Annotated in this window: 19 protein-coding genes; 5 read left to right on the plus strand and 14 right to left on the minus strand. The window is 38.4% G+C overall.

Annotation, left to right across the window (positions count from 1 at the left end; all coding sequences use genetic code 11):
- Window positions 1–139 precede the first annotated feature (139 nt).
- The 7 genes from ACFVSW_RS06285 to ACFVSW_RS06315 form a co-directional block, all read right to left on the minus strand.
- On the minus strand, window positions 140–523 hold the full coding sequence (locus ACFVSW_RS06285; RefSeq protein ID WP_387313606.1) for a RidA family protein: 384 nt from the start codon (window positions 521–523) through the stop codon (window positions 140–142).
- A gap of 63 nt (window positions 524–586) precedes the next feature.
- Window positions 587–2,263, minus strand: coding sequence for a PucR family transcriptional regulator (locus ACFVSW_RS06290; RefSeq protein WP_387313609.1), 1,677 nt, complete (start codon window positions 2,261–2,263; stop codon window positions 587–589).
- Window positions 2,264–2,349: 86 nt separating this feature from the next.
- A complete protein-coding gene (locus ACFVSW_RS06295) occupies window positions 2,350–3,693 on the minus strand; it encodes an allantoinase (RefSeq protein ID WP_387313611.1) in 1,344 nt (447 codons plus the stop codon).
- 312 nt (window positions 3,694–4,005) lie between these two features.
- Window positions 4,006–5,364, minus strand: coding sequence for an allantoinase AllB (gene allB, locus ACFVSW_RS06300; RefSeq protein WP_387313613.1), 1,359 nt, complete (start codon window positions 5,362–5,364; stop codon window positions 4,006–4,008).
- An 82-nt stretch (window positions 5,365–5,446) separates the two neighbouring features.
- On the minus strand, window positions 5,447–6,916 hold the full coding sequence (gene allW / locus ACFVSW_RS06305; RefSeq protein WP_387313616.1) for an allantoin permease: 1,470 nt from the start codon (window positions 6,914–6,916) through the stop codon (window positions 5,447–5,449).
- A gap of 311 nt (window positions 6,917–7,227) precedes the next feature.
- Window positions 7,228–8,625, minus strand: a complete 1,398-nt coding sequence (locus tag ACFVSW_RS06310; RefSeq protein WP_387313619.1) for an NCS1 family transporter — start codon at window positions 8,623–8,625, stop codon at window positions 7,228–7,230.
- Between the two features lie 346 nt (window positions 8,626–8,971).
- Window positions 8,972–10,294, minus strand: coding sequence for a uracil/xanthine transporter (locus tag ACFVSW_RS06315; RefSeq protein ID WP_387313622.1), 1,323 nt, complete (start codon window positions 10,292–10,294; stop codon window positions 8,972–8,974).
- A 251-nt stretch (window positions 10,295–10,545) separates the two neighbouring features.
- Between ACFVSW_RS06315 and ACFVSW_RS06320 the strand changes: the two genes are divergently transcribed.
- From ACFVSW_RS06320 to ACFVSW_RS06330, 3 genes are all read left to right on the plus strand, one after another.
- The gene (locus tag ACFVSW_RS06320; protein ID WP_387313625.1) at window positions 10,546–12,204 is read left to right on the plus strand and encodes a PucR family transcriptional regulator; all 1,659 of its coding nucleotides are present in this window, start codon (window positions 10,546–10,548) and stop codon (window positions 12,202–12,204) included.
- 359 nt (window positions 12,205–12,563) lie between these two features.
- Complete coding sequence (locus tag ACFVSW_RS06325) at window positions 12,564–13,421, plus strand: alpha/beta hydrolase (RefSeq protein ID WP_387313628.1); 858 nt, start codon at window positions 12,564–12,566, stop codon at window positions 13,419–13,421.
- A 192-nt stretch (window positions 13,422–13,613) separates the two neighbouring features.
- Window positions 13,614–13,712, plus strand: coding sequence for a YjcZ family sporulation protein (locus tag ACFVSW_RS06330; RefSeq protein WP_387313631.1), 99 nt, complete (start codon window positions 13,614–13,616; stop codon window positions 13,710–13,712).
- 308 nt (window positions 13,713–14,020) lie between these two features.
- Here ACFVSW_RS06330 and ACFVSW_RS06335 read toward each other — a convergent pair whose 3' ends face one another.
- From ACFVSW_RS06335 to ACFVSW_RS06350, 4 genes are all read right to left on the minus strand, one after another.
- The gene (locus tag ACFVSW_RS06335; RefSeq protein ID WP_387313634.1) at window positions 14,021–14,449 is read right to left on the minus strand and encodes a disulfide oxidoreductase; all 429 of its coding nucleotides are present in this window, start codon (window positions 14,447–14,449) and stop codon (window positions 14,021–14,023) included.
- Window positions 14,442–15,158, minus strand: coding sequence for a DsbA family protein (locus ACFVSW_RS06340; protein WP_387313636.1), 717 nt, complete (start codon window positions 15,156–15,158; stop codon window positions 14,442–14,444). Before ACFVSW_RS06340 ends, ACFVSW_RS06335 begins: the two co-directional genes overlap by 8 nt.
- A gap of 203 nt (window positions 15,159–15,361) precedes the next feature.
- Window positions 15,362–16,309 (minus strand): mannose-6-phosphate isomerase, class I, encoded by a 948-nt coding sequence (gene manA, locus ACFVSW_RS06345; RefSeq protein WP_387314108.1) that lies wholly within the window; start codon window positions 16,307–16,309, stop codon window positions 15,362–15,364.
- 7 nt (window positions 16,310–16,316) lie between these two features.
- Window positions 16,317–17,195: an ROK family protein gene (locus ACFVSW_RS06350; RefSeq protein ID WP_387313639.1), complete on the minus strand. Its 879-nt coding sequence runs from the start codon at window positions 17,193–17,195 to the stop codon at window positions 16,317–16,319.
- A gap of 150 nt (window positions 17,196–17,345) precedes the next feature.
- Between ACFVSW_RS06350 and ACFVSW_RS06355 the strand changes: the two genes are divergently transcribed.
- Window positions 17,346–18,410 carry a lactonase family protein gene (locus tag ACFVSW_RS06355; protein WP_387314110.1) on the plus strand — a complete coding sequence of 355 codons (1,065 nt, stop codon included), beginning with the start codon at window positions 17,346–17,348 and terminating at the stop codon, window positions 18,408–18,410.
- 104 nt (window positions 18,411–18,514) lie between these two features.
- The gene (locus ACFVSW_RS06360) at window positions 18,515–19,216 is read left to right on the plus strand and encodes a DUF421 domain-containing protein (RefSeq protein WP_483871746.1); all 702 of its coding nucleotides are present in this window, start codon (window positions 18,515–18,517) and stop codon (window positions 19,214–19,216) included.
- A 59-nt stretch (window positions 19,217–19,275) separates the two neighbouring features.
- On the opposite strand, the gene ACFVSW_RS06365 is transcribed toward ACFVSW_RS06360, so the two are convergent.
- Genes ACFVSW_RS06365 through ACFVSW_RS06375 form a run of 3 tightly spaced genes read right to left on the minus strand, consistent with a single transcriptional unit; the run spans window position 19,276 to window position 22,073 of the window.
- On the minus strand, window positions 19,276–20,397 hold the full coding sequence (locus tag ACFVSW_RS06365) for a DegT/DnrJ/EryC1/StrS family aminotransferase (protein WP_387313644.1): 1,122 nt from the start codon (window positions 20,395–20,397) through the stop codon (window positions 19,276–19,278).
- Between the two features lie 30 nt (window positions 20,398–20,427).
- Window positions 20,428–20,994 carry an N-acetyltransferase gene (locus ACFVSW_RS06370; RefSeq protein WP_387313646.1) on the minus strand — a complete coding sequence of 189 codons (567 nt, stop codon included), beginning with the start codon at window positions 20,992–20,994 and terminating at the stop codon, window positions 20,428–20,430.
- Window positions 20,991–22,073, minus strand: coding sequence for a Gfo/Idh/MocA family protein (locus ACFVSW_RS06375; protein WP_387313648.1), 1,083 nt, complete (start codon window positions 22,071–22,073; stop codon window positions 20,991–20,993). Before ACFVSW_RS06375 ends, ACFVSW_RS06370 begins: the two co-directional genes overlap by 4 nt.
- Window positions 22,074–22,079 lie beyond the last annotated feature (6 nt).

Genomic DNA, 22,079 nt, shown 5'->3' on the forward strand with positions numbered 1-22,079 from the left:
TTCTTTTTCTTCCTTCTTTTAGTGTAAGCATTTTCAGCTGAAATATCATTATGACTATTGGATAAAGATGATTTGTTTTTTTGTCCAAAATGGATAAATAAAAAGGAGCAAGCCGTTGCTTGCTCCTTTTTAACTACATTTAGCTGGATCTCTTAGCAATTAATTCAATTTCTACCTCTGCACCAAGCGGCAGCGCTAAAACAGCGACGCAAGTTCTAGCAGGATACGGATCCGCAAAGAATGTTTTATATACCTCATTCATTGCTGTGAAATTCTTCATGTCTGTCAGATACACATTTACTTTTACAACATCATCAGGTGTTAGGTTTCCAGCTTCTAATACCTCGAATAAATTAGCAAAACACTGCTTGGTCTGTGCAGCAATATCGCCCGTCAACTTTTCAGCTCCGACTGTGTTCATTGCTGTTTGACCCGATAAAAAGATAAATTCACCTGCGTCAACCGCATGTGAATATGGTCCGGAAGCGACGGCATTTTTTGCAGTATAAGCTTTTCTAGTCATGCAGATTCCCCCATTCTATATTCATAAGGTTAATGTACTAGTATAAAGAAATTAGCTAAAAAATCAATTCAAAAGCGTTTTATTTTCTCGTTCGAGAAGATCTACTATCTTCAAACCAACTCGAACGGATAACATTTCCTCTGGGTCTTCAAAATTCATACCAGTAATCTCTTTAATCCTATCTAATCGATAAATAGCCGTTTTATGGTGTATAAATAACACTTGGGACGCTTTTGTCGCATTTTGATTACACTCTAAAAAAGTTTTTAACGTTTCGATCAAATCATTTTTATTTGCTTGTGAGTAATGAAGTAATTTTTGTAAAGAAGACGGGATAAAAGGCTTTAAAAGGGTCGGATCATCAAATTGGCAAAGGAGTCTAAATATCCCTAATTCAGAAAATGCCGTTACGGCTTCTTTCCCTTTCAGAATTTCCCCCAGTTCCAAAGCATCCTTGGCTTTTTGATAACTTATGGGAATTTCATCTATACTATTAGCTAAGCTTCCTATGCCTACCTGTATCATGATATCCCCAATCTGTTTTTTTAACAATTCTTGGATATCATTCGCTGTTTCTTTAATTCTCGATATCCAGTTTAATTCATTCTCATTCTTTTTTATTTTCCATAACACAATAACCTGACTGCTTTTATTTCCAATAATTTCACTTGGCAAATATCGGTGAATGACCTCATTAACCATTGGCTCGTGCTGGTTGGAAATTCCCCGCTTATTTTTTACCCTTGGTGAAAGTGGTTCATTATTTTTGATGATTTTGAACAAAACAACTGCAAAGGAACGTTCTAAATCCCAACCTACTAAATTCGCATTTTGGTACAGCGTGACCTTTGATTGATATTTCCCCTCTATTATTTCCCCGATTAAATCATTTTTAAATTTCTTATCCACCTCTGCTACCGCGAATTGTTTTACTAATTCCAGTGATAAAGCTGTTGCTGCATTTTCAACAGCGATAAAGTCAAGTTCTTCTAGAGGTTTATTCATTTCTCCGATTAACAGATATGTTTTAATGTGGTTAATTGTTTCGACTGGTACGACGATTTGATATCCCTTTTGGCCGGTCAGCTCAGGATACTTGACTACTTGCCGATAATGCGGGAATTTAATTTCCTCTGTTTGATTGTAATAAGGGATTTTTTCAACAATCTCAAACATTGCCAAGGACGGAAGCGTGGAAGCAATACAATGGAAATTCCGGTCAAATAGGGCCACTGGATTTCCGATTAATAACTCTAATGTTGCAATTATTTCTTCAGGTCCCTCATCAGCTAAGGATAATGCAGTAAAACGGTCATGAATTTCCTTGTAATATTGGAGCTTCTTTACTTGATTATTCAAGATTTCGCCCATAACCGGATACATAACGTCAACATAGGGAATTTCTTTCGGAATCTGGATAATCGGCAGCTTGAATTTTTCCCCGGCACTTACAATTGGCTCCGGAATCTCTGTCACAAAGCGATGATTCTTTATGACCAGTGCACTAACCCCTTTTTCCGCTAACCGAGAAATAAACTGCCGCTGCTCCTGTTTATCAAAAGTACGGATAGGATAGAGACTGGTTAATATTAATTCCCCGCCCTTCAACCAGTCAGTAATGTCGGGGGCTTCCATAATCGTGGCACCTTTAATTATATTGTTTAAATAGGTGTGCCCACTTAGTACTACAGCATCCTTAAGTGACGCAATTTGGAGCAAATCTTTTACTCTGAATTCCATAAGCCGCTGCAACCTTTCTACATCAATAAATAGGTGAAAAGGGCTAAGAGAACAACTCTAAGCCCTTTTTTTACTCTAATCATTCTTTAAGAATTAATTAACTCTTTTGTAATACGCCCGTTTTCAAAAACAACTTCTCCATTGACAATCGTGGTTTTGACATTTCCTTTAAAGGTCATTCCCACATATGGTGAATGTTGATGACGATAGAATAAATCTTCTTTATTAAGTTTAAAGCTTTCTTCCAAATTGACAAGAGCTAAATCAGCATCATAACCAGCAGCAATTGTTCCTTTATTGGAAAGCCCAAATAATTTCGCTGGGTTTGCAGCTGTTAAGGCAGCGATTTTTTCTAATGGAAGATTCCGTTTAAAATGCCCTTCAGTCAACAAAATATTCAAGGTAGATTGTGCACCGGAAATACCGCCCCAGCCTTCGAAGAAGTTTCCTTCAATTTCTTTCATAGAAGCAGGTGCTGGTGAATGGTCAGACCCAATCACATCAATCTCGCCGTTCGCTACAGCAACCCATAAATCTTCTAGTTCACCTTCATCGCGTAATGGAGGGCAGCACTTTGCCATTCCGCCTTTTTCTTCTAAATCCTTAACGGTTAAGGACAGATAGTGCGGGCAAGTTTCGACTGTAATATCGACGCCCCGACGTTTTGCCTCTTCAATTACTTCAACAACCTTCCGGCTGCTTGCATGAACAATGTGCAGTTTACATCCAGTAGCTTCCGCATAAGAAATGATTCTTCTTACTGCTTCAATTTCAGAAATGATCGGTCTTGACTCAACAAAATCACGTGCCGATGTTTTGCCTTCGCTCTGTTTCTTTTGTGCAAGCTGATCGCAAATGACCGTACTTTCGGCGTGAACAGCTAAAAGAGAGCCAAGAAAAGCAATTTCCGTCATGCCTTTAAAGATGGTTTCATCATCAACATTATCAAAATCGGCAATTCCACTTGGAGACATAAAGGCTTTAAAGCCAATAACGCCATTTTCATGAAGTTCTTTTAGATTTTCAATGTTTTCCGGTACAAGCCCGCCCCAGAAGCGTGGATTCACGATTGATTTTTGTTCGGAAAGTTCTCGTTTTAAGGCAAGATTCTCCTTGTTAATAGTTGGAGGTGTACTGTTTAATGGCATATCAAAGAATGTTGTTACTCCACCGGCAGCTAAACTTCTGCTCCCGGTTTCAAGGCCTTCCCATTCTGTTCTTCCAGGCTCATTAAAGTGAACATGTGTATCAATTAAGCCTGGGAATACATGAAGACCGTCAGCCTGAATTTCGTTTTCAGCCTTTCCATCAATTGCCTTTCCAATGGACACTTCTGCAATCTTTCCTGCCTGAACTGCAATATCCCCTTTGACAATTGAATCTACAGTTACAATATTACCGTTTCTAATAATTAAATCGTAATTAGTCATGGCAGTTAATCTCCCTTTTTTTAGGCTGTGATAAAAGTGAATGTTGATTTCCGTTCCAGGGGCGGGCGGTGAGCCTCCTCGGCGAATTCCGCGCCTGCGGGGTCTCACCTGTCCCGCTGCTCCCGCAGGAGTCTCGCACCTTCCACTCCAATCAACATTGTGCTCAAAGTCAACAATGTTCTTTAACACAGCTTTTTTTAAAATACATTCAAATTCTCTTTTTTATATTGTAATTATTCAGAAAATATGGTAATTTTATTATTATCATAGTTGTATTATAACAACCCCTGTTAAACTAATACAGGCAGGGTATTATTTTTGAGCTGAAATAAGTTTTCCGACAGGGTTGCCGACAATACCTTTTTCTAAATCGAAAACAACATGTCCACGAACAATTGTTTTTGTCACTCGGCAGTCGATTTTTCTGCCTTCATAGGCACTATGTTTATTTTTGTAGTAAAGGTCTTCGCGTTTGACAACATATGATTGGTTAGGATCTACCAAAATAATATCTGCATCTTTGGAAACGGCAATTTCACCTTTATGAGGCAGGTTAAAACGTTTAGCAGGATTGGAAGCAATTAAATCAACAAACTTTTCAACAGCTAAACCACGTTGTTTTACAGCCAAATCAAACATTAAATCGACGTTATTTTGAACGCCGCTAATTCCGCCCCATGCTTCCCAAAGATTTCCTTGCTTCAAGTCCTCGGTACAAGGCGAATGGTCGGAGGTTAGCCAATCGATATTTCCATTAAGAAGCTCGTCCCATAATTTTGCTTGATCTACTGCTTTTCTAATAGGCGGCTGACATTTTGCTCTAGGTCCAATCTCATCAACTTGTTCTGCAGTCATGGCAAAATAGTGCGGGCAAGATTCAACTGTTACATCGACACCTTCAGCACGTGCTTTCAAGATGGTCTGAATTGCCTCAGAGGTACTAATATGGACAAGATGCAACTTACAGCCAGTGTCTTTAGCAAAAAGAATCGCACGACTGACAGCTTCAACTTCTGTAACTATCGGGCGTGATTCTGCATATTCTACACCTGAATTTTTGCCTTCTCTCGCAAATTCTTTTGAAAGGCCAGAGGTAACCGATGCGTTTTCGGCGTGAATACATAGTATCTGATCCAATTCTGCTAATTTTTGCATACCTTTATATAAAGTGTAATCATCAACATTAGTAAAATCCCCTGGAATATCACTTGTAATATCTGATAAGAAGCATTTGAAGGCAAGAACACCTGCATCTGCCAATTCTTGCAGTTTATCAAGATTTTCCGGCACAAGTCCGCCGTAGAAAGCATAATCTACATAGTTTTGGTTAACAGCTGCTTCAAGCTTAAGATCCAGAGCCTCTTTATTGATTGTGGCAGGCAGTGCATTAAGCGGCATTTCTACATAGCTTGTTGTACCGCCTGCTGCCATTGCTTTTGAGCCTGTTTCAAAGCCTTCCCATTCAGTACGCCCAGGTTCACTGATGTGAACATGTGTATCAACCATTCCTGGCATAACATATTGACCGTTTGCATCAATAATTTCTTTTGCATCTTCAGTAATTTGCTCAGCAATACAGGTAATTTTTTCATCTTTAATCCCAATATCAACTTTACGAACACCATCATGGAATACTACGTTTCCACCTTTAATAATTAAATCGTATTTCATATTATTTCCTCCCTGAAAAGATTGAATTTATATTTAAACAATAACTAGTCTTACCAGTCATCGCTTTAAAACATTTTAGAATTCAGGAAATCTCTTTCAGCCGGTCTTCTGAATGGCCTGTTATATTAATTTTAGACATCCCTGTTTTTGCAAATAAAATATAAAGAATAAAAGCTGTGATTGTACCTGTGAAAAATGACATATCATAAAGAGGTTTAAAGACCGGGACGAATTGCCCAATCAAACTAATAACCCCTGCAATTGCAGTCGTGACTAATGCTGGTATATTAAAGCCGTTTCGGTATCTATACATCCCATTTGCACTGTACAAATCCTTTATATTAATTTCCTTTTTCGCAATCACAAAATATTGAGCAAGCATGATTCCCAATACTGGGCTTAGTAACCCACCCATAATCCCTAAGAAAGTAAAAATACTCGTAGGGTTTTCCATCAGCTTCCATGGCATGATGAGGATTCCAACCACAGCAGCAATTAATGCTCCTGTTTTAAAGTTCAGTCTTTTCGGAAAAAGGGTCGCTAATTGGTAGCCTGCAGGGATGATATTTCCCGTAATATTTACAGATAATGTTGTTAAACAAATGGTAATGACGGAGACAGCAATTGCAAATTTACTATCAAATTTATCTACGACATCAAGTACATTCCAAATTGGTGTTCCAAACGCAATTTCAGAACCCACAATAACAGCGATACTGGCAAAAGCAAATAATAAATACGTTAGAATGACTCCTGCAATTTGTCCAATCGTTTGATCTTTTTGGCTCTTTGCTTCTCGTGTAAAGTCTGAAACGCTTACAGCAAGGGAAGCCCATGTTGCCAAGAGGGCACTTACACATGCTATAAAAACAAGAACACTATTTCCCTCAATCCCTTTAGCAGTATAATGAAGGATTGGCGTGATTCCACCGGCTAACCTAACAGCCCAGATTGCCATTCCACCAAATACGATATAGATGATTGGAGAAAGAATGTTTGTAAATTTTCCAAGGACACCCATTCCTCCATAAACAAACAAAATATTTATACTCCAAAATAGAAGGAAAGAAATTAAACCTGGTAAATGCAATCCAAAAAGGTTCCAACCGCCACCTAGATTTAAGAAAGCTGGCCAAAATTCACCAATTAAGATGGTAACTGCAAGACTTCCTGCATAAGTTTGGAACCCAAACCACATAATAGCAGCTATAACACCTCTAATGATTCCAGGTACAATTGCACCCCTTTGACCAAATGAGGTTCTTAAAAGCATTGAGGTCGGTACACCAAACTTTGCACCCGCATGACCGCCTAACACAAGGATCGCTCCAAGAATCACCGCCGCTATCATGATTGCCCAAAAAACTTGGCCAATAGATAAACCGAGTGCAAAAAATCCACCGATTGTCAAATAGGATGGAACGTTATGGACAGCCCCCATCCAAAGGGAAAAATAATTTCCAACTTTCCATTTTCTATCTTCCTGCCTCGTTGGCATTAAATCTTTGCTGAAACTTACCTCCTGGTTCGATACAGGATTATTTTGTCCCAATATTTTCCCTCCCAAAAAAAAGATATACGTTTACTTTCTTCCTAATCAATCAAATTAAAAGAGGAAAGTATTCCCTAATATAAGGCCACAATCTACAGATATGAATTATACTATTTTTATATTATGTAACACTTTTTAATCTTTTTTTAACTTGAAACACTTTGTATTCTAACCCTCTCCATTTGTTTTGTCATTGTTACTTTTATATAATTCATATCGAAACTTTTAGCCAATATAAACAAGAAAATAACAAAAAGCCGCATTTTTCAAGTGAAAAATGCGGCCTTTTCGTAATTCTAAATAAACTTTTATTATTTTTCAAAGATTGTACCTTTTTTAAATTTCGAATCTTTAAAGGCATACTTAGATAGAAGGAAATAGGAAACGCCTGCAACGACTAGTCCAATAATCCATGCTAGGTCTACTTCGATAAAGGCTGCGGCAGCACCAATAAACATAGCAAGCAGCCCACTTGGATTATATCCAGCAAATGAACCATCTTCCTTATACATTTCTGCAACATTTACTTTTTGCTTTCTTAATACATAATAATCGATTAATAAAATCGCAACAACTGGTCCCAAGAATGCGGAATAGACAAGAATGAACACATTAAGACCTTTTGCCGATGACTCCTGAACAAGCAACCAAGGGAATGCACCTAATGCAAGCAATCCAGTGATGATGACAGACATTTTATATTTTAATTTTGTCAGTAATGTAATAACGTAAGCCGGCGGAATAATGTTGGCAACCATATTTGTTGCAATAACCCCAAGGACAATAAACGCAGACACACCTATTGAAATATAAGGATTATCGATTACAACCGGTATTGCTTTTGCAGGATTTGTGATACCCGTTGCTGAAGCAAGCATGGTCCCGATGACAATGACAAAGCCATACGCTACAGTGATTGGCGCAAAATATAATGACCCCCGCTTTGTATCACTTAAACCAGTTTTAAGCTCTCTGGAATAGTCTGCTGCACTGACAAAAATCCCTGCATAGTTTCCTAAAAAGACCATAATCATTCCAAAGAATGGTAAGCCCCATGATCCTTTTGCATGCACCCAATTCTTTGCAATGTCGGCACTATGGGATGTTAAAAGAATCCCGAATACATAAATAAGTGCTAGCATAATCACAACAGAGGCAAGTGTTTCTACCCATTTAACAGCATGGAAACCAAATGTTGATAAGACAATTTGCACTACCTGAAGGATGATAAAACAAATAGCAATATTATCAAATGAACCATTTGTAACAATCTTCATAATTTCATTTAAGGCCGTACCACCAATCCAGCTTTGAATACCGTACCAAACGATTGCTGGTATACCACGTAAAAGTGACGATATTACGGTTCCTTTTATTCCAAAGGACATCCTTAGCTGAACAACATATGGGATCCCTTCTTTGTATCCAAGCCTATCATTCAAGGCAAAAATAGTTGATATGATAGCAATCGCAACGATAGCAGCTGCAATGGTTTGCCAGATGTTAAGTGTTGCCACTCCCGCTACAACGACACTAGCCCCAAGCGTCATATTTCCTAAGTTAACACCGTCTCCAATCCACATAAACATATAGGATAAAGGATTAACCGTTCTACCCTCTTTGGTTTTCGGTTTTAGTGAGTCATCTAAGCCTGCTGCATGTTGCATATCTATCTCATTTGAAGCAAAAGTTTCAGAATGTGTAGACATATAAACTTTCCCCCTATTCTTTGTGTACGGAATATTCTTGTTTTGAACCTTGTCCAAGAATTTATCCCTTTCTAGATGTGGTCTTTTTGTTGTTATTATCAAGTTAAACGAAGGCGGAAAGTGTTTCTTTAAACTTTTTTTGTAAAAATCATTATCTTTATTTTATATCAAGGTCACACTTTTTAATCTTTTTTTAACTTGATTTGATAAATTGATTTTAACCGTTTGCAAAAAGCTTGTCATTGGCAATTGTAAACAATCCTTTTTCGACTTTTTTAGATAAAATGAACAAAAAAACGCCACAGTCGCGAAAACTGTGGCATTTTTGTATTTAATGTATTTTTATTTAACTAACCTTTTCCTCTTTTACCATACTTTTTTTGACTTGGTCCAACTTTGACCAATTAATGGTATTTTCAAGCAGTACGGCTAGGATAATTCCAATTAATAAACCGCTGCTTACAAGTGGTCTGACAACCATTGGGATGGATCCAAACATAGCAGCAGGAATATTCATAATGGCAATCCCCAATAAAACTGGAGCAGCAATCCGATAAATAGTCTTTGAGGTAAAGGTAATTCCTTTTAAATTCGAAATAGCCCCGCTAAATAGCTGTAAATATGCAACAAATAAGACGGCGTTTCCTACACTTACTGGTAATGTTGAAAAGAGATGACTAAGCGCTGGAACTAAACCAAGCACCATAAACATAACCGCACCAATGATCATTGGCAGAGTTTGAAATATGAGTGTTGATTGTAAAAAACCTAGCGACGACACATATGGTGCATAAGGAACCATTCCGAACGCTCCTGAAACAACTGAATTTAAACCTGTTAACACAAATGATTTGCGGTACTGATTATTTGTAGTCGAGGCATTAACCATAGGTTCAAACCCTTTAATAGCGGAAACGGTATTGGTTGTATTCACTAATCCAGTGATGACAGCAAATATAATAAGACTGAGATTAAAGGTTGGTTTCCCCCAAGGAAAAACATTGAAAATCTTCGTTGATGTAACAACTTCAACTGACTGGGCCGGGAAGAAAATCACATAAATAATCCAGCCTGCTACAATACCAATCAGAATTGAAAAATTTCGAATGACTCCAGGTCCCTTTACATTAATCCAAACCACAAGAATGACTAAGAAAATCGACAAAGCCGCTGTCGGCAAGTGAATTTGATCCCCAGTTGACAACCCCAGCATTCCTTTTGTAAAAATTCCAACCAACTGTGCCCCTAACAAAAATAACACTGTACTCATGACAACAGGTGTAAACAAACGTTTTAACACATTCCCCATTCCAAGAGCACCAAGTATCGTAACAAGAACCCCGGAAAGGATGATACCAACTGCTAAACCACCACCCATTTCACTGGCAGTTAACCCTGCTGAAGAAGCGGATGCACTAATGCTTAAGAGCGCTCCCCACCATAATCCAGATTGCCCTTCCATCAGCGGATATCTATGTCCAATTACTGCCTGAAGTACACAAGCCACGCCTGTGAAAATAAATGACCTTTGAAGTGCACTCGCGACTTCCATGGAGGATAAATCGAATGCATCCCCAATGGTTAACGGGATGACAACCGTATTTGCAAACATAAAAAACAGCCATTGTAAGCCGGCAAAAAACATTGTAGATGATGATTTTTGATTCATCACTATTTCCCTCCATTTCCCCTTTATCTTTTCCCAACAATTAAGATCTATTTGAGTTTAGTTCTTCCTAATTTTTAACTACAACAAACAAACAAGTAAAAATTCCGTACCAGATAAAAAACCCATTAGAATTTAATATACTAGAAAAGGTAAACAAAATCATTAGTCATTATTCATAATTATATGTGGTATTTTTGTCTAGTATAGATAATAATAAACAAGGAAAAGGATTAGCTAGGTGGAGGTACCAAATGAAAATAGTTGAGGATTTATTTATTGTCGATGTCTTTCAAGACGCACAAGTCATTGCCGGGCATGCCGGACTAAAACGAGTTGTCGAATCAATCGAGGTTTCCGAAACACCGGACGTGATAAATTTTTTAGCTGAAAACTCTCTGTTATTAACAACGGGTTTTGCATTTAAAGATGATCCGCTTGCACTCGGGAAGTTCATTTCGCAAATGAGTAAGCATCCCTGTGCTGGCATAGCTATAAAACTAAAAAGATTCATTGATGTAATCCCTAAAGAGGTTGTGGATTTAGCCAATTCATTAGAATTTCCGATTATCGTCATTCCCCCCTCTCTTACTTTAGGAACTGTTGCCCATCAATTGTTAAGTTTTTTATGGAATAACAAAATCGAGGAACTATTTTATGCTATCCATATTCATAAGAAATTTACCGAAATGATGATTAAAGGCTATAATCTTCAATCCCTAATTGAAAATCTCGGCTTTTTTTTAAAAAACCCTGTCCTGTTACTTAGCCCTCTAGGTGATATTGTCTCATTTTCCCAGCATTTTCATAAGGAAAACATGAAAAACGTGAAAGAACATGTGGAATCTCTTTTCAAAGAAAATATTGAGAAATATAGCGAAAAAGGTATGATTACGATTGATCATCCAAATTCTACTCATTCGTCGATATCACTTAATATCGTTCAGGTAAAAACGATGCATCCATATCCAAGTCTGCTTATCATCTTTAACGCAGAAAAATTGCCCTATCCGTCATCGCAATTAGCGATTGAGCAGGCGTCAACCGTTATTTCCTTCACCTTATTAAAGAACGAAGCGATCCGGGAAAGCAGCCGCTTATTGGAAAACAACTTTTTTGGCTCCCTCGTTGAAGGGAACATCTCCTTAAAGGAAGAGATTATTTATCGTGGCAAACAACATGGTTTAATTGAAAATGCAAAATACCTTTGTATTGTGTTTAAGATTGACGAGGATAAGCAAGATCCATTTCTGCAAAGTGACCTCACGACAAGGAATCGGTCATACGATTTTTTATATGATTTATTTAATAAATCAATGATAAAAATTAATAAGGAAAGTATTCTTTTTATAAAGAACAAGTATTTTGTCAGTATCATCCAAACGACAAATGATAATCTCACCGCTTCAATTAAGAAAAAACTTGAGGAATTTCAAGAGGAAGCTTATAACACATTAAAGGTCTCGCTTTCCTTTGGTGTTGGTAACTTTGTCAACGATGTAACCTATATTCCGATCACCTATTCGGAAGCTGTGGAGGCTTGGAAACAAGGCGAGGAATTATACCAAAAGAAATTTATCAACCTTTACGAAACAAAACAATTAATCGAACTCATTCATTTAATTCCAAAGGAAAACTTAAAGAACTTTTATGAAAACACATTGCGGTCGCTCGCGTATCCCAAAACAAAGGATGAGGAAGATTTAATCAATACATTAATTGTCTTTTTGGAAAATAATTGTGAGATCACGATTACATCCAAAAAATTATTTATTCACCGGAATACGGTTAAATATCGAATCGCAAAATGTGAAGATATATTAGGGTATTTAGTTCATGAACCGCAAAACTCATTGCATTTGAGGATGGCATTACTAATGCGCCAGATTTTCACAAAAACAGGTGGGATTTAACCTTATTAAAAGAAGGCTGTGTTAAAGAACATTGTTGATTTTGAGCACAATGTTGATTGGAGTGGAAGGCGCGAGACTCCTGCGGGAGGAGCGGGACAGGTGAGACCCCGCAGGCGCTTTAGCGCCGAGGAGGCTCACCGCCCGCCCCGCGGAAAGCGAAGCGCCTGGAACGGAAATCAACATTCACTTTTAACACAGCCTAAAAAAATAGCCGAGCAGAGAATAATTTCAGTCATTGTCCAAAACGGATAAATTGAATTAATATTTTTAGCAAATACTACTAAGAAACTTTACCTTTTTTTTATTATACTATAATAAATAGTTGAATTTACTTAAACGAAAGTGTGTGAAGCATTAAGATGAAAACAACCATTGTTTATAAAAAAGCGGATCGTTATGAAATAAAAGGAGATTTTTATCCTACTTCTCAAAAGCGTCGCCCAGTCATTGTTTATATCCATGGCGGCGGTCTCTTTTGGGGTTCGAGGGAAGATATGAAAGCCGAACAAATTGAACTTTATCTTCAAGCTGGTTTTAATGTATTCTCCATCGATTATAGGCTTGCTCCTGAGACGAAGCTGCCAGAAATTAAAGCGGATATTGCCGCTGCCCTCTCTTGGGTTGAAAACGAAGGTGTCAAGGAATTTGAGTATGACGCTGAAAGAATAGCCGTAATTGGAGGCTCAGCAGGCGGCTATCTTGCCCTATTGTCGGGAACTTTCAAGAAAAAGCCCCAGGCAATTGTCTCGTTTTATGGGTATGGTGATATCACCGGCGATTGGGCAATGAAACCAAGCCCCCACTATCAAAACATGACAACCGTTCCCAAGGAACTTGCAAAAATGCTCGTTTCAAACGAAATTATTACCGTCGGTCCGATTCAAAAACGTTATGCCATCTATATGTATGCCAGACAAAATGGTGTATGGATTGAGGAAATAAGCGGCGGCCTTAATAAGGAACAGCTTTCCCAATTTTGCCCGATAAACTTTACTAGTGCCGATTTTCCACCTACACTTCTTTTGCACGGAACAATGGATGAAGATGTACCTTATGAACAGTCGGTGCTAATGTCCGAGGCATTAACTATAGCCGGAGTAGAATGCAGCTTAATTACGATTCCTAATGGCAAGCATGTGTTCGACGAGGATTGGCAAAACCCGACTGTTCAAAAAGCGTTTGATGAAGTAATTACCTTTTTAAAAGAGCATTTATAAAAGAAATTATTAAAAAACAATGAAGTAATAAATTATTTAAGGCTGATTCAAAGTGAAATACTTACTTTGAATCAGCCTTTTTTGTATATTCAAAAAAACCTCATAACATATTTTCTTTAACAATATGTTTGTCCATTCCTTTCTAAGGTGGCACACATAAAATGTAATAATTAAATGTGGGAGGTGATAACTATGGGTGATTTCAGAGAGCACAGAGAACACAACAACTTTGCTATAATTGTGGTGTTGTTTGTTTTATTAATCATTGTTGGTACAGCCTTTGTGTTCTAATGAATGATTAACTATAAATCATCACCATAGTTTTGGGACACAAAAGAGCGGCTGCCTTTTTTGGATAACCGCTCTTTTTGTGCTGGCTAGAGAAAACTATGCTATTTACATGATGACATCTATCAGTACACTTTCATTACTCGCATTCACTGCTTCTGTTAACAAACAAATTCAACACCTTCGTTTTCTAAACAGCTTACAACTCCGTCTGATGCTTTCATGACTGCCTCCAAAGAAATTATTTGCTTTCTTTTATTCTTTGCCGAATTTCAATAATCATGACCAGCGGCTAGGACAAAAAGAAGAGACTACCTTTGACGGATAGTCTCTTCTTCGTTTCTACTCCTAGATACGATGACTAGGCTTACGGTAATAATCGTAAAAGCAATAAATGCTAACATAGGGATCGTAATAAAGCCGAGCCAGTTTATGTAATCCTGTGAGCACGGCACCCCTGTGGTACACATTTCAAACTGCTGTAGGTAGGGGATTTTTTGTAATAAAGTGTGATAGCCAGAAATCAGCATGCCTACGATTGACAACGGCAGCACATATTTATAGATTCCTTTATCATTCCGATAAACCGCTATCCCGAGAATTATGACTAAGGGATACATGAAAATCCGCTGGTACCAGCAAAGTGTACAGGGAATAAAATGTTGAACTTCACTGAAATATAGGCTGCCAAGTGTGGCAATGATGGCAGCTATCCAGGAGAGAATCAAGGGTTTATTCATTCTTTTTCTCCTTTGCCGCTTCATCTACCATTTTTATCAAATCATCGATTTTTGCACCAGTGAACATCTTGCCATTAACGAACATCGTCGGTGTACCAGTAACCCCTAGTTTTTCAACATAATCCATATCCTTTTGCCAGGCATCATCTGACTTCTTAGCTTGGAAATTTTCAACAACCTTTGCGGCATCTTTATCACTAGCCACTTCTTTTAACGTATCAATCAAGAAGCTTTCCGTAAAAACATCCTTTTTTTCTTCTGCCGGGTCCTCTGGCTGCTTATCAAAAAGGCGATCATGGAATTTCCAAAACGTTTCATTACCAAGCTCCTGATAAACCGATTCAGCAAACTTAGCAGAACGTTTGGAATCAATATTGATAAAAGAAAAGTTCATAAAATAAAACTTAGCCTTTCCAGTATCAACCAGCTCTTTTTGAATTATCGGCACCCAACCTTCGGAAAAATATTTACAGTTTGGGCATTTATAATCGCCAAACTCAATAATCGAGACTGGTGCGGACTCGTCACCAAGGAACGGCTGATTACTATAATCAATCGTTTCCTCCGTATTTTGCTTTTCTTCCGGTTTTGTATGATTGCCAAAAAAAATTAAACCTAATACTAAAGCGGCAATAAGCCCAATCATCCAAAAAACAAACTTGGAAGAGGATTGCTGCTGTTTTTTTGTATTTCTATTGTTTTTCGCCATAATTTAACTCCTTTTATGATTGTTAATATAAGATACTAAGTACATTGGTTTGCTTAATAGTTTAACTATTACTTATCCTACTTAAGAATGCAAATAAAAGAGTCATTATACCAAAAAAACGCCATGCTAAAAGGAATTTTTTTATAGTTTTTGCTTATTCATCCAACTTGTTATCAGTTTTTTAGTACAATTTCAATCTTTGCCTATGGATGAGAAACAATCAATTCACATTCGCCATTCACTTCAAATTCCCCAAACCCGAAAGGCAGGATTATATGTCTGCCTTTTTCTAATTTGTAGCTTTTACCTTGATGAACGAGTGAACCCTCGCCTTTAATGATACTTACCAACAAGTAGGTATCATCTGAAGCAAAGCTTAATGTCCCGTTGATGTCCCATTTGTACACCGAAAAGAAAGTTGATTCTACAAAAGTTGTGATGACTGCATTGTCCTTTGACTCAATTTTAGGAACAGTTACACTCCCGTGATGGGGTGCGGCTGTTACATCAATTGCCTTTTCCAAATGAAGATCACGTAAATTCCCATCAGCATCTCTGCGATCATAATCATATACCCGGTACGTGGTATCAGAGCTTTGCTGTGTTTCCAATACGAGGGTGCCTTCACAAAGGGCGTGGATTGTGCCGCTTGGGACATAGAAAAAATCCCCCGGTTTGATTTTCACGCGGCGGAGCAAGGTGTCCCATTTTCCGTCTTTTGTTTGTTGAATGAATTCCTCTTTTGTTTGGGCGTTATGACCGAAGATCATATCTGCCCCTTCTTTACAATCAATGATATACCAGCATTCTGTTTTACCGAGCTCGCCGTTTTCATGGGTTTTCGCATAAGCATCATCTGGATGAACTTGAACCGATAAATCCATATTGGCATCTAAAATTTTGGTTAACAGAGGGAAAACCGCCTCTTTTGGGTTTCCAAAAAGCTCAGGATGATCTTTCCATAGCTTATCAAGTGTTTGGCCGGCATATGGTCCATTTTCAATTACCGACGGTCCGTTTGGATGTGCGGAAATCGCCCAGCATTCCCCGGTATGTTCGGTTGGAATCGAATAACCGAATTCCTTTTGTAATGCCGTTCCACCCCAAATTCGTTCTTTAAAAACCGGTTTTAAAAATAATGGCTGCAAAATTTGTCCCTCAACTTTCTCTTTGTGTTTTATCCTGTAATGCTTGTTCCGCTAGAAGTAATGAGCCAATGATTCCTGCCCGGTCACCTAAGCCAGGGTTTACTATGTAACTGGAAAGTTCCGGTAAGGTTACATAACCATTTATCAGTCCTTCTAAATGCTTATAGATGGAAGCAAAAACTTGCTTTTGGTTCATGACACCGCCGCCAAGAATGATTTTTTTCGGTGACAGAATTAAGATGTACTGCATTAGCGCTTGAGCTATATAGTAGCCTTCCAGATCCCAGACTTCTTGACGTTCCACCAAATTAATTCCTTTTTCTCCCCAGCGTTCTTCAATGGCAGGACCTGCGGCAAGCCCTTCCAAACAGTCATGGTGATAGGGGCATTTTCCTCGGTAAGGATCTTCTGGATGACGCCTTACTAATATATGCCCCATTTCCGGATGTGACAATCCTTGTAGCAGCTTGCCTTGATTGACTGCACCTGCTCCAATTCCAGTGCCAACTGTTATGTATAAGCAGCTATCCAAGCCTTTTGCTGCACCAAAGGTTACTTCTCCTAATGCAGCCGCGTTGACATCCGTGTTAAATCCGACCGGAACATGAAAAGCCTTACTCATCGCTTCGACAATCGGATAATTCCTCCATGCTGTTTTCGGTGTCGATGTTATCGTGCCATATGTCTTACTTTCCCGGTCAATATCTATTGGACCAAACGAGCCAATTCCAATTGCCTTCATTTCAAATCTCTTAAAAAATTCACTGACCTGCTGCATCGTTTCATTTGGTACCGTTGTTGGAATCTGAATTTTCTCGGTAATATTCCCTAAGTTATCTCCTACAGCGCAGACAAACTTTGTTCCCCCAGCTTCAATTGCACCTAGCATAATTTCCCCTCCAAAGGCTATGACTTCGAAAGTAATTTTTCCAATACAAATTTATCATACACCAAATTTCATGGAAAGCGTCTCTGTTTGAGTAAATATTAGATAGTTTGATACAATAGGTTCATTAGAAAATTCATGAACGGAGTGTTGATGATGACAAGCAGTAAATTCATAGGGTTTATTGGGACGTACACGAAGGGTGAGAGTAAGGGGGTTTATTCTTTTACATTAGATACAAACGAGGCAAAAATAACGAATATTAAAGTGGCGGCACAAGTAGAAAATCCTACATACTTAACCATAAGCAAGGACAATCACTTCCTATATTCAGTGGCAAAAGAAGGAGAAACAGGGGGTGTGGCCGCTTTTTCCATAAACGATGACGGCCAATTAACGGCAATTAACAGCCAGTTTCTCACCGGTTCTTCACCATGTCATGTGAGCGTTGATAGCAAAAACCGCTATGTATTCAGTGCAAATTACCATAAAGGCGAAGTCGTTTCTCACTTGATTAACCATGAAAATGGCAGCGTACAACCTGCTGCTTCAGTGATCAAGCATGAAGGGCGAGGGCCGGATTCCAGGCAGGAAAAACCTCATACCCATTATGCGGGACTAACCCCGGATGAAAAATATCTGACCGTCGTTGACTTAGGTCTTGATGCCCTTATTACCTATGCAATTAATAATGACGGTTCGCTTGAAAAGGTAAAGTTGCTGCCATTAAAGGCTGGCAGCGGTCCGCGCCATCTCACGTTTCATCCAAACGGAAAATTTGCTTATCTCATGACAGAATTTAGCTCTGAAGTGATTGTTTTAAACTATCACTCAGAAAATGGCCATTTCTCCGAGATACAATATATTTCCACACTACCTTCCGATTTTTCCGAAAATAACCAGGGCAGCGCAATACACATTTCCTCAGATGGACGCTTTATTTATGCTGGCAATCGCGGACATAACAGTATTACTCTGTTTAGTGTTAATCAAGAATCGGGTGAGCTTAGCTTTATTGAGCATACTTCTACTGAAGGGGATTGGCCGAGGGATTTTGTGCTAGATCCATCAGAAAAATTCATTGTAGCTTCCAATCAGGAATCGGGCAATCTTGTGTTATTTTCACGGGATGCAGGTACGGGGAAATTGACCCTTATAAAATCTGATATTGCCGTGCCCTATCCGGTTTGTGTGAAGTTTTTACATGTTTTGAGCTGATTAGAATTTTCTAATCGGCTTTTTTATTTTTTCATCGTAAAAAAAGCCGTGTCCATGAGAATACTAATAGAAACGCTTATCAGCTAAAGGATGTGCCTTCATTGTTGGATTTTTTCCATGGCCAAGAATCACTTTCAGGAATCGAGTGGATTTTACGCTCTGTCGTCACGTTTATCTTTTTGCTCCTTGCGGTCAAAGTTATGGGCTCTCGCGCGATTTCGCAATTAAGATTACTTGATTTTGTGATGGCTTTGATGTTAGGAAACATCATTGCCCATCCACTTTCAGACCATAGAATCGGATTAAAGGGATCGGTAATCTCTACAATTGTAATCATTGTTCTATACTTGATTGGGATTTTCTTAAATTTAAAATGGACCTGGCTAAGAAACACAATTGAGTCATCGCCCATTCCACTTATTAAGGAGGGGGAAATTAGTTATAAAGGGCTGAAGAAGGCAAGAATCTCGATAGATACATTATTAGCGGAGTTACGAAAAGAAAAAATTGCCGATATAAAAAAAGTTGCGTTGGCATTTTGGGAGTCGGATGGGAAGATTTCAATTTTTTTGGATCCGCAGTATGAGGCAATTACACCATCAACATATCAGTTACAAACGGAACCTTTTGACCTGCCGAGGACATTAATTAAAGAAGGAAAGATTGATTATCAGGCACTAAATCAAAGCAACAAAGATGAAGAGTGGCTGATTAACATGCTAAAGGTCCAATATAAAACAGAAATTAGTGAGATTTTACTTACCACCATTGATAACAAAAGTAATTTGCAGGTTTTCCTGTACTAATAATAATTTATACAGTGCCCGGAAGGCACTGTATAAATTAAAAACTACTTTCCAACTTACTATCCTTTAGCCACTTCACATATTCTATTTACATCATCTTCACTCAAATAGGGATGCATCGGCAATGAAAGCACTATATCACAAAGCTCATTCGTTATTTCAAAGTCTTTAGATTCAGCTTCCAAATTTGAAAAGGCCTCTTGTTTATGCATTGGTTTTAGATAATAAATCATGCTGGGAATTCCATGTTCATTAAGTTTTGCTTGTAAGCCATCGCGCTGTTCCTTGTTTTTAAGTTTTATTGTATACTGGGCAAAACTTGAATAATATCCATCGGGTATAAATGGAATTTCTACAATTCCTGTTAATTTTTCGTTATATAGATGCTGTATTTGGTTTACAGCTTTCAATTCATGATCAATAAATGCTTTTAGTTTCACTTTTAATATCGCTGCTTGGACGGTGTCTAATCTTGAGTTAACGCCAATTCTAACATTGTCGTATTTATTCTCGCCTTTTCCATGAATTTTTAACGACTTCAGCAATGCTGCTAATTCATCATCATTAGTAAAAATAGCCCCACCGTCGCCATAGCATCCAAGTGGCTTAGCTGGGAAGAATGATGTTGTTGCTGCATCTCCAAAACTGCATGCTCTTTTACCATTAATATTGCCGCCAAATCCCTGGGCACCATCTTCTAACACGAATAAATTAAACTTCTTAGCAATTCTTTCTATCTCATGATAATCTGCAGGCAGGCCAAATAAATCTACAGGAATAACAGCCTTTGGCGTTAGCTTTCCCTCTTCAACTGTTTTCCTAATTGCTCTTTCTAGCTTAGCCGTATCAATATTAAATGTTTCTCGATCTACATCGACAAAAACAGGAGTTGCCCCTCTAAATGAAACCATTTCTCCAGTTGAAAAGAAAGTAAAGTCTGGCACAAATACGGCGTCACCCGCTTTGATATCCCATGCCATCATTACTAAATTCAATGCGTCCGTTCCATTAGCGCAAGTAATGCAGTGGTTTACCCCAACAAACTCGGCTAATTGTTCTTCTAGCTCTTTTACTTCTGTGCCGCCGATAAAATTTGCTTTTGTTAATACTTCCTGTATTGCTGAATCAATTTCCTGCTTATATTTCTGATACTGAGTCTTTAAATCTCTGAATTCCATCATCTATCAATCTCCATTATGATTAGATTTCCGCTATTCAGCCTTTTCTTGAAGGACTCCATCACGAACAGTATATTCTCTGTCACAGTTATTACATTTCAGCTCATTTTTTAGAACCTGGCCGCACTCACATACCCAGCCTATTTGATGGGCTGGTACTCCTGCGATTAATGCGTAATCTGGAACTTCCTTTGTGACAACTGCACCTGAAGCAATCATTGCCCATCGACCGATGGTATTGCCACATACTATTGTAGCGTTTGCCCCAATCGATGCACCGTATTTAATCAGTGTTCTGATATAGCCTTCAGTACCTTTTGGATATTTACTTCTGGGCGTTAAATCATTGGTAAAAACCATTGATGGACCACAGAATACATAGTCTTCTAATTCAACACCTTCATAAACCGAGACATTGTTCTGGATTTTCACTCCATTACCAATTTTTACATTAGCAGAGATATTGACATTTTGACCTAACGAGCAGTTCTCACCAATTTGAGCACCTTTTTGAATATGGCTGAAATGCCATACTTTAGTGCCCGTACCTACCGATACATTTTCATCGATATAACTACTTTCATGAACAAAATAACTCATCTTTCAAACCTGCCTTTGAATTCGAGCGAACTGCATTTACTCAGTGGCAGTTTAACGCTTTTGCCTTCTGCTGCGGATTTGTAAATGGCAAGGACAAGCTCAAGTGCTCTTCTTCCATCTTCTGCTGTCACATATGGCTGCCTATCATTTTGAATGGCGTCAATGACATCAGCATAAAGTGGATTATGGCCAAAACCATAGACATTCGGCGGGTCCTCCTGAAACCTCTCCTTTACATTATCTGGGTCGTCTAAATTGTCAGCAAACTGCCATTCTTCAATAAGATTTACAGACTTCCCGCCAGCTTTTACTGTCCCTTTTTCCCCGAATAAATACAATGTTTCTTCCAGGTTGTTTGGATATATATTAGTTGTCCCTTCAACAATTCCATAGCTTCCATTCGAAAACTTAATCAACGCCATCCCCAAGTCTTCCGCTTCGATAAAGTTATGATTCAAATTATCTGTCATACCAACTACTTCTACGATTTCGTCTCCCATCATCCAACGAAGAAGATCGATATTATGGAGGCACTGGTTCATCAATGCCCCACCGTCTTGTTCCCATGTTCCACGCCAAGTAGCTTGTTTATAATAATCTTCTCCCCTGTTCCAACGAATATGAGCAGTCCCATGGAGCAGCCTTCCAAAGCGTTCCGCTTCGGCTGCTTCTCTTATTTTTTGAATCGATTTATTAAAACGGTTTTGATGGCAGGCGCTCACTTTTAGCTTTTTTTCTTTTGCCTTTTTAATGATTTCATCAGCTTCTTCAAGTGAAAGAGTGATAGGCTTTTCAATGATAAGATTGCTGCCTGCTTCGATACAATCTAAGGCAATTTGGCCATGTTTACCACTTTCAGTACAAATGGCAACTAATTGCGGTTTCTCCTCTTCAAGTAACTTCTTATAATCTGTATATTGCGAAATTGATTCTGGAAGGTTATTTTTCAAAATTTTATCCTTCATATGTTCAGGTTCAATGTCACATAAAGCAACAATTTCAAGTCCATTTTCGATTGCAGCGGCAATATGATTGGGCGAAATTCTTCCACAGCCAATTATTGCATATCTTAAACTCATGAGGCT

Source organism: Neobacillus sp. NPDC058068, assembly GCF_042885335.1.
In the GTDB taxonomy this organism is placed as follows: Bacteria; Bacillota; Bacilli; order Bacillales; family Cytobacillaceae; genus Neobacillus.

Excerpts from the sequence above, each read along its gene's own strand:
- ACFVSW_RS06285 (WP_387313606.1), bottom strand. The coding sequence starts at position 523 with ATGACTAGAAAAGCTTATACTGCAAAAAATGCCGTCGCTTCCGGACCA.
- ACFVSW_RS06290 (WP_387313609.1), bottom strand. The coding sequence starts at position 2,263 with ATGGAATTCAGAGTAAAAGATTTGCTCCAAATTGCGTCACTTAAGGAT.
- ACFVSW_RS06295 (WP_387313611.1), bottom strand. The coding sequence starts at position 3,693 with ATGACTAATTACGATTTAATTATTAGAAACGGTAATATTGTAACTGTA.
- allB (WP_387313613.1), bottom strand. The coding sequence starts at position 5,364 with ATGAAATACGATTTAATTATTAAAGGTGGAAACGTAGTATTCCATGAT.
- ACFVSW_RS06310 (WP_387313619.1), bottom strand. The coding sequence starts at position 8,625 with ATGTCTACACATTCTGAAACTTTTGCTTCAAATGAGATAGATATGCAA.
- ACFVSW_RS06315 (WP_387313622.1), bottom strand. The coding sequence starts at position 10,294 with ATGAATCAAAAATCATCATCTACAATGTTTTTTGCCGGCTTACAATGG.
- ACFVSW_RS06320 (WP_387313625.1), top strand. The coding sequence starts at position 10,546 with ATGAAAATAGTTGAGGATTTATTTATTGTCGATGTCTTTCAAGACGCA.
- ACFVSW_RS06325 (WP_387313628.1), top strand. The coding sequence starts at position 12,564 with ATGAAAACAACCATTGTTTATAAAAAAGCGGATCGTTATGAAATAAAA.
- ACFVSW_RS06330 (WP_387313631.1), top strand. The coding sequence starts at position 13,614 with ATGGGTGATTTCAGAGAGCACAGAGAACACAACAACTTTGCTATAATT.
- ACFVSW_RS06335 (WP_387313634.1), bottom strand. The coding sequence starts at position 14,449 with ATGAATAAACCCTTGATTCTCTCCTGGATAGCTGCCATCATTGCCACA.
- ACFVSW_RS06340 (WP_387313636.1), bottom strand. The coding sequence starts at position 15,158 with ATGGCGAAAAACAATAGAAATACAAAAAAACAGCAGCAATCCTCTTCC.
- ACFVSW_RS06350 (WP_387313639.1), bottom strand. The coding sequence starts at position 17,195 with ATGCTAGGTGCAATTGAAGCTGGGGGAACAAAGTTTGTCTGCGCTGTA.
- ACFVSW_RS06355 (WP_387314110.1), top strand. The coding sequence starts at position 17,346 with ATGATGACAAGCAGTAAATTCATAGGGTTTATTGGGACGTACACGAAG.
- ACFVSW_RS06365 (WP_387313644.1), bottom strand. The coding sequence starts at position 20,397 with ATGATGGAATTCAGAGATTTAAAGACTCAGTATCAGAAATATAAGCAG.
- ACFVSW_RS06370 (WP_387313646.1), bottom strand. The coding sequence starts at position 20,994 with ATGAGTTATTTTGTTCATGAAAGTAGTTATATCGATGAAAATGTATCG.
- ACFVSW_RS06375 (WP_387313648.1), bottom strand. The coding sequence starts at position 22,073 with ATGAGTTTAAGATATGCAATAATTGGCTGTGGAAGAATTTCGCCCAAT.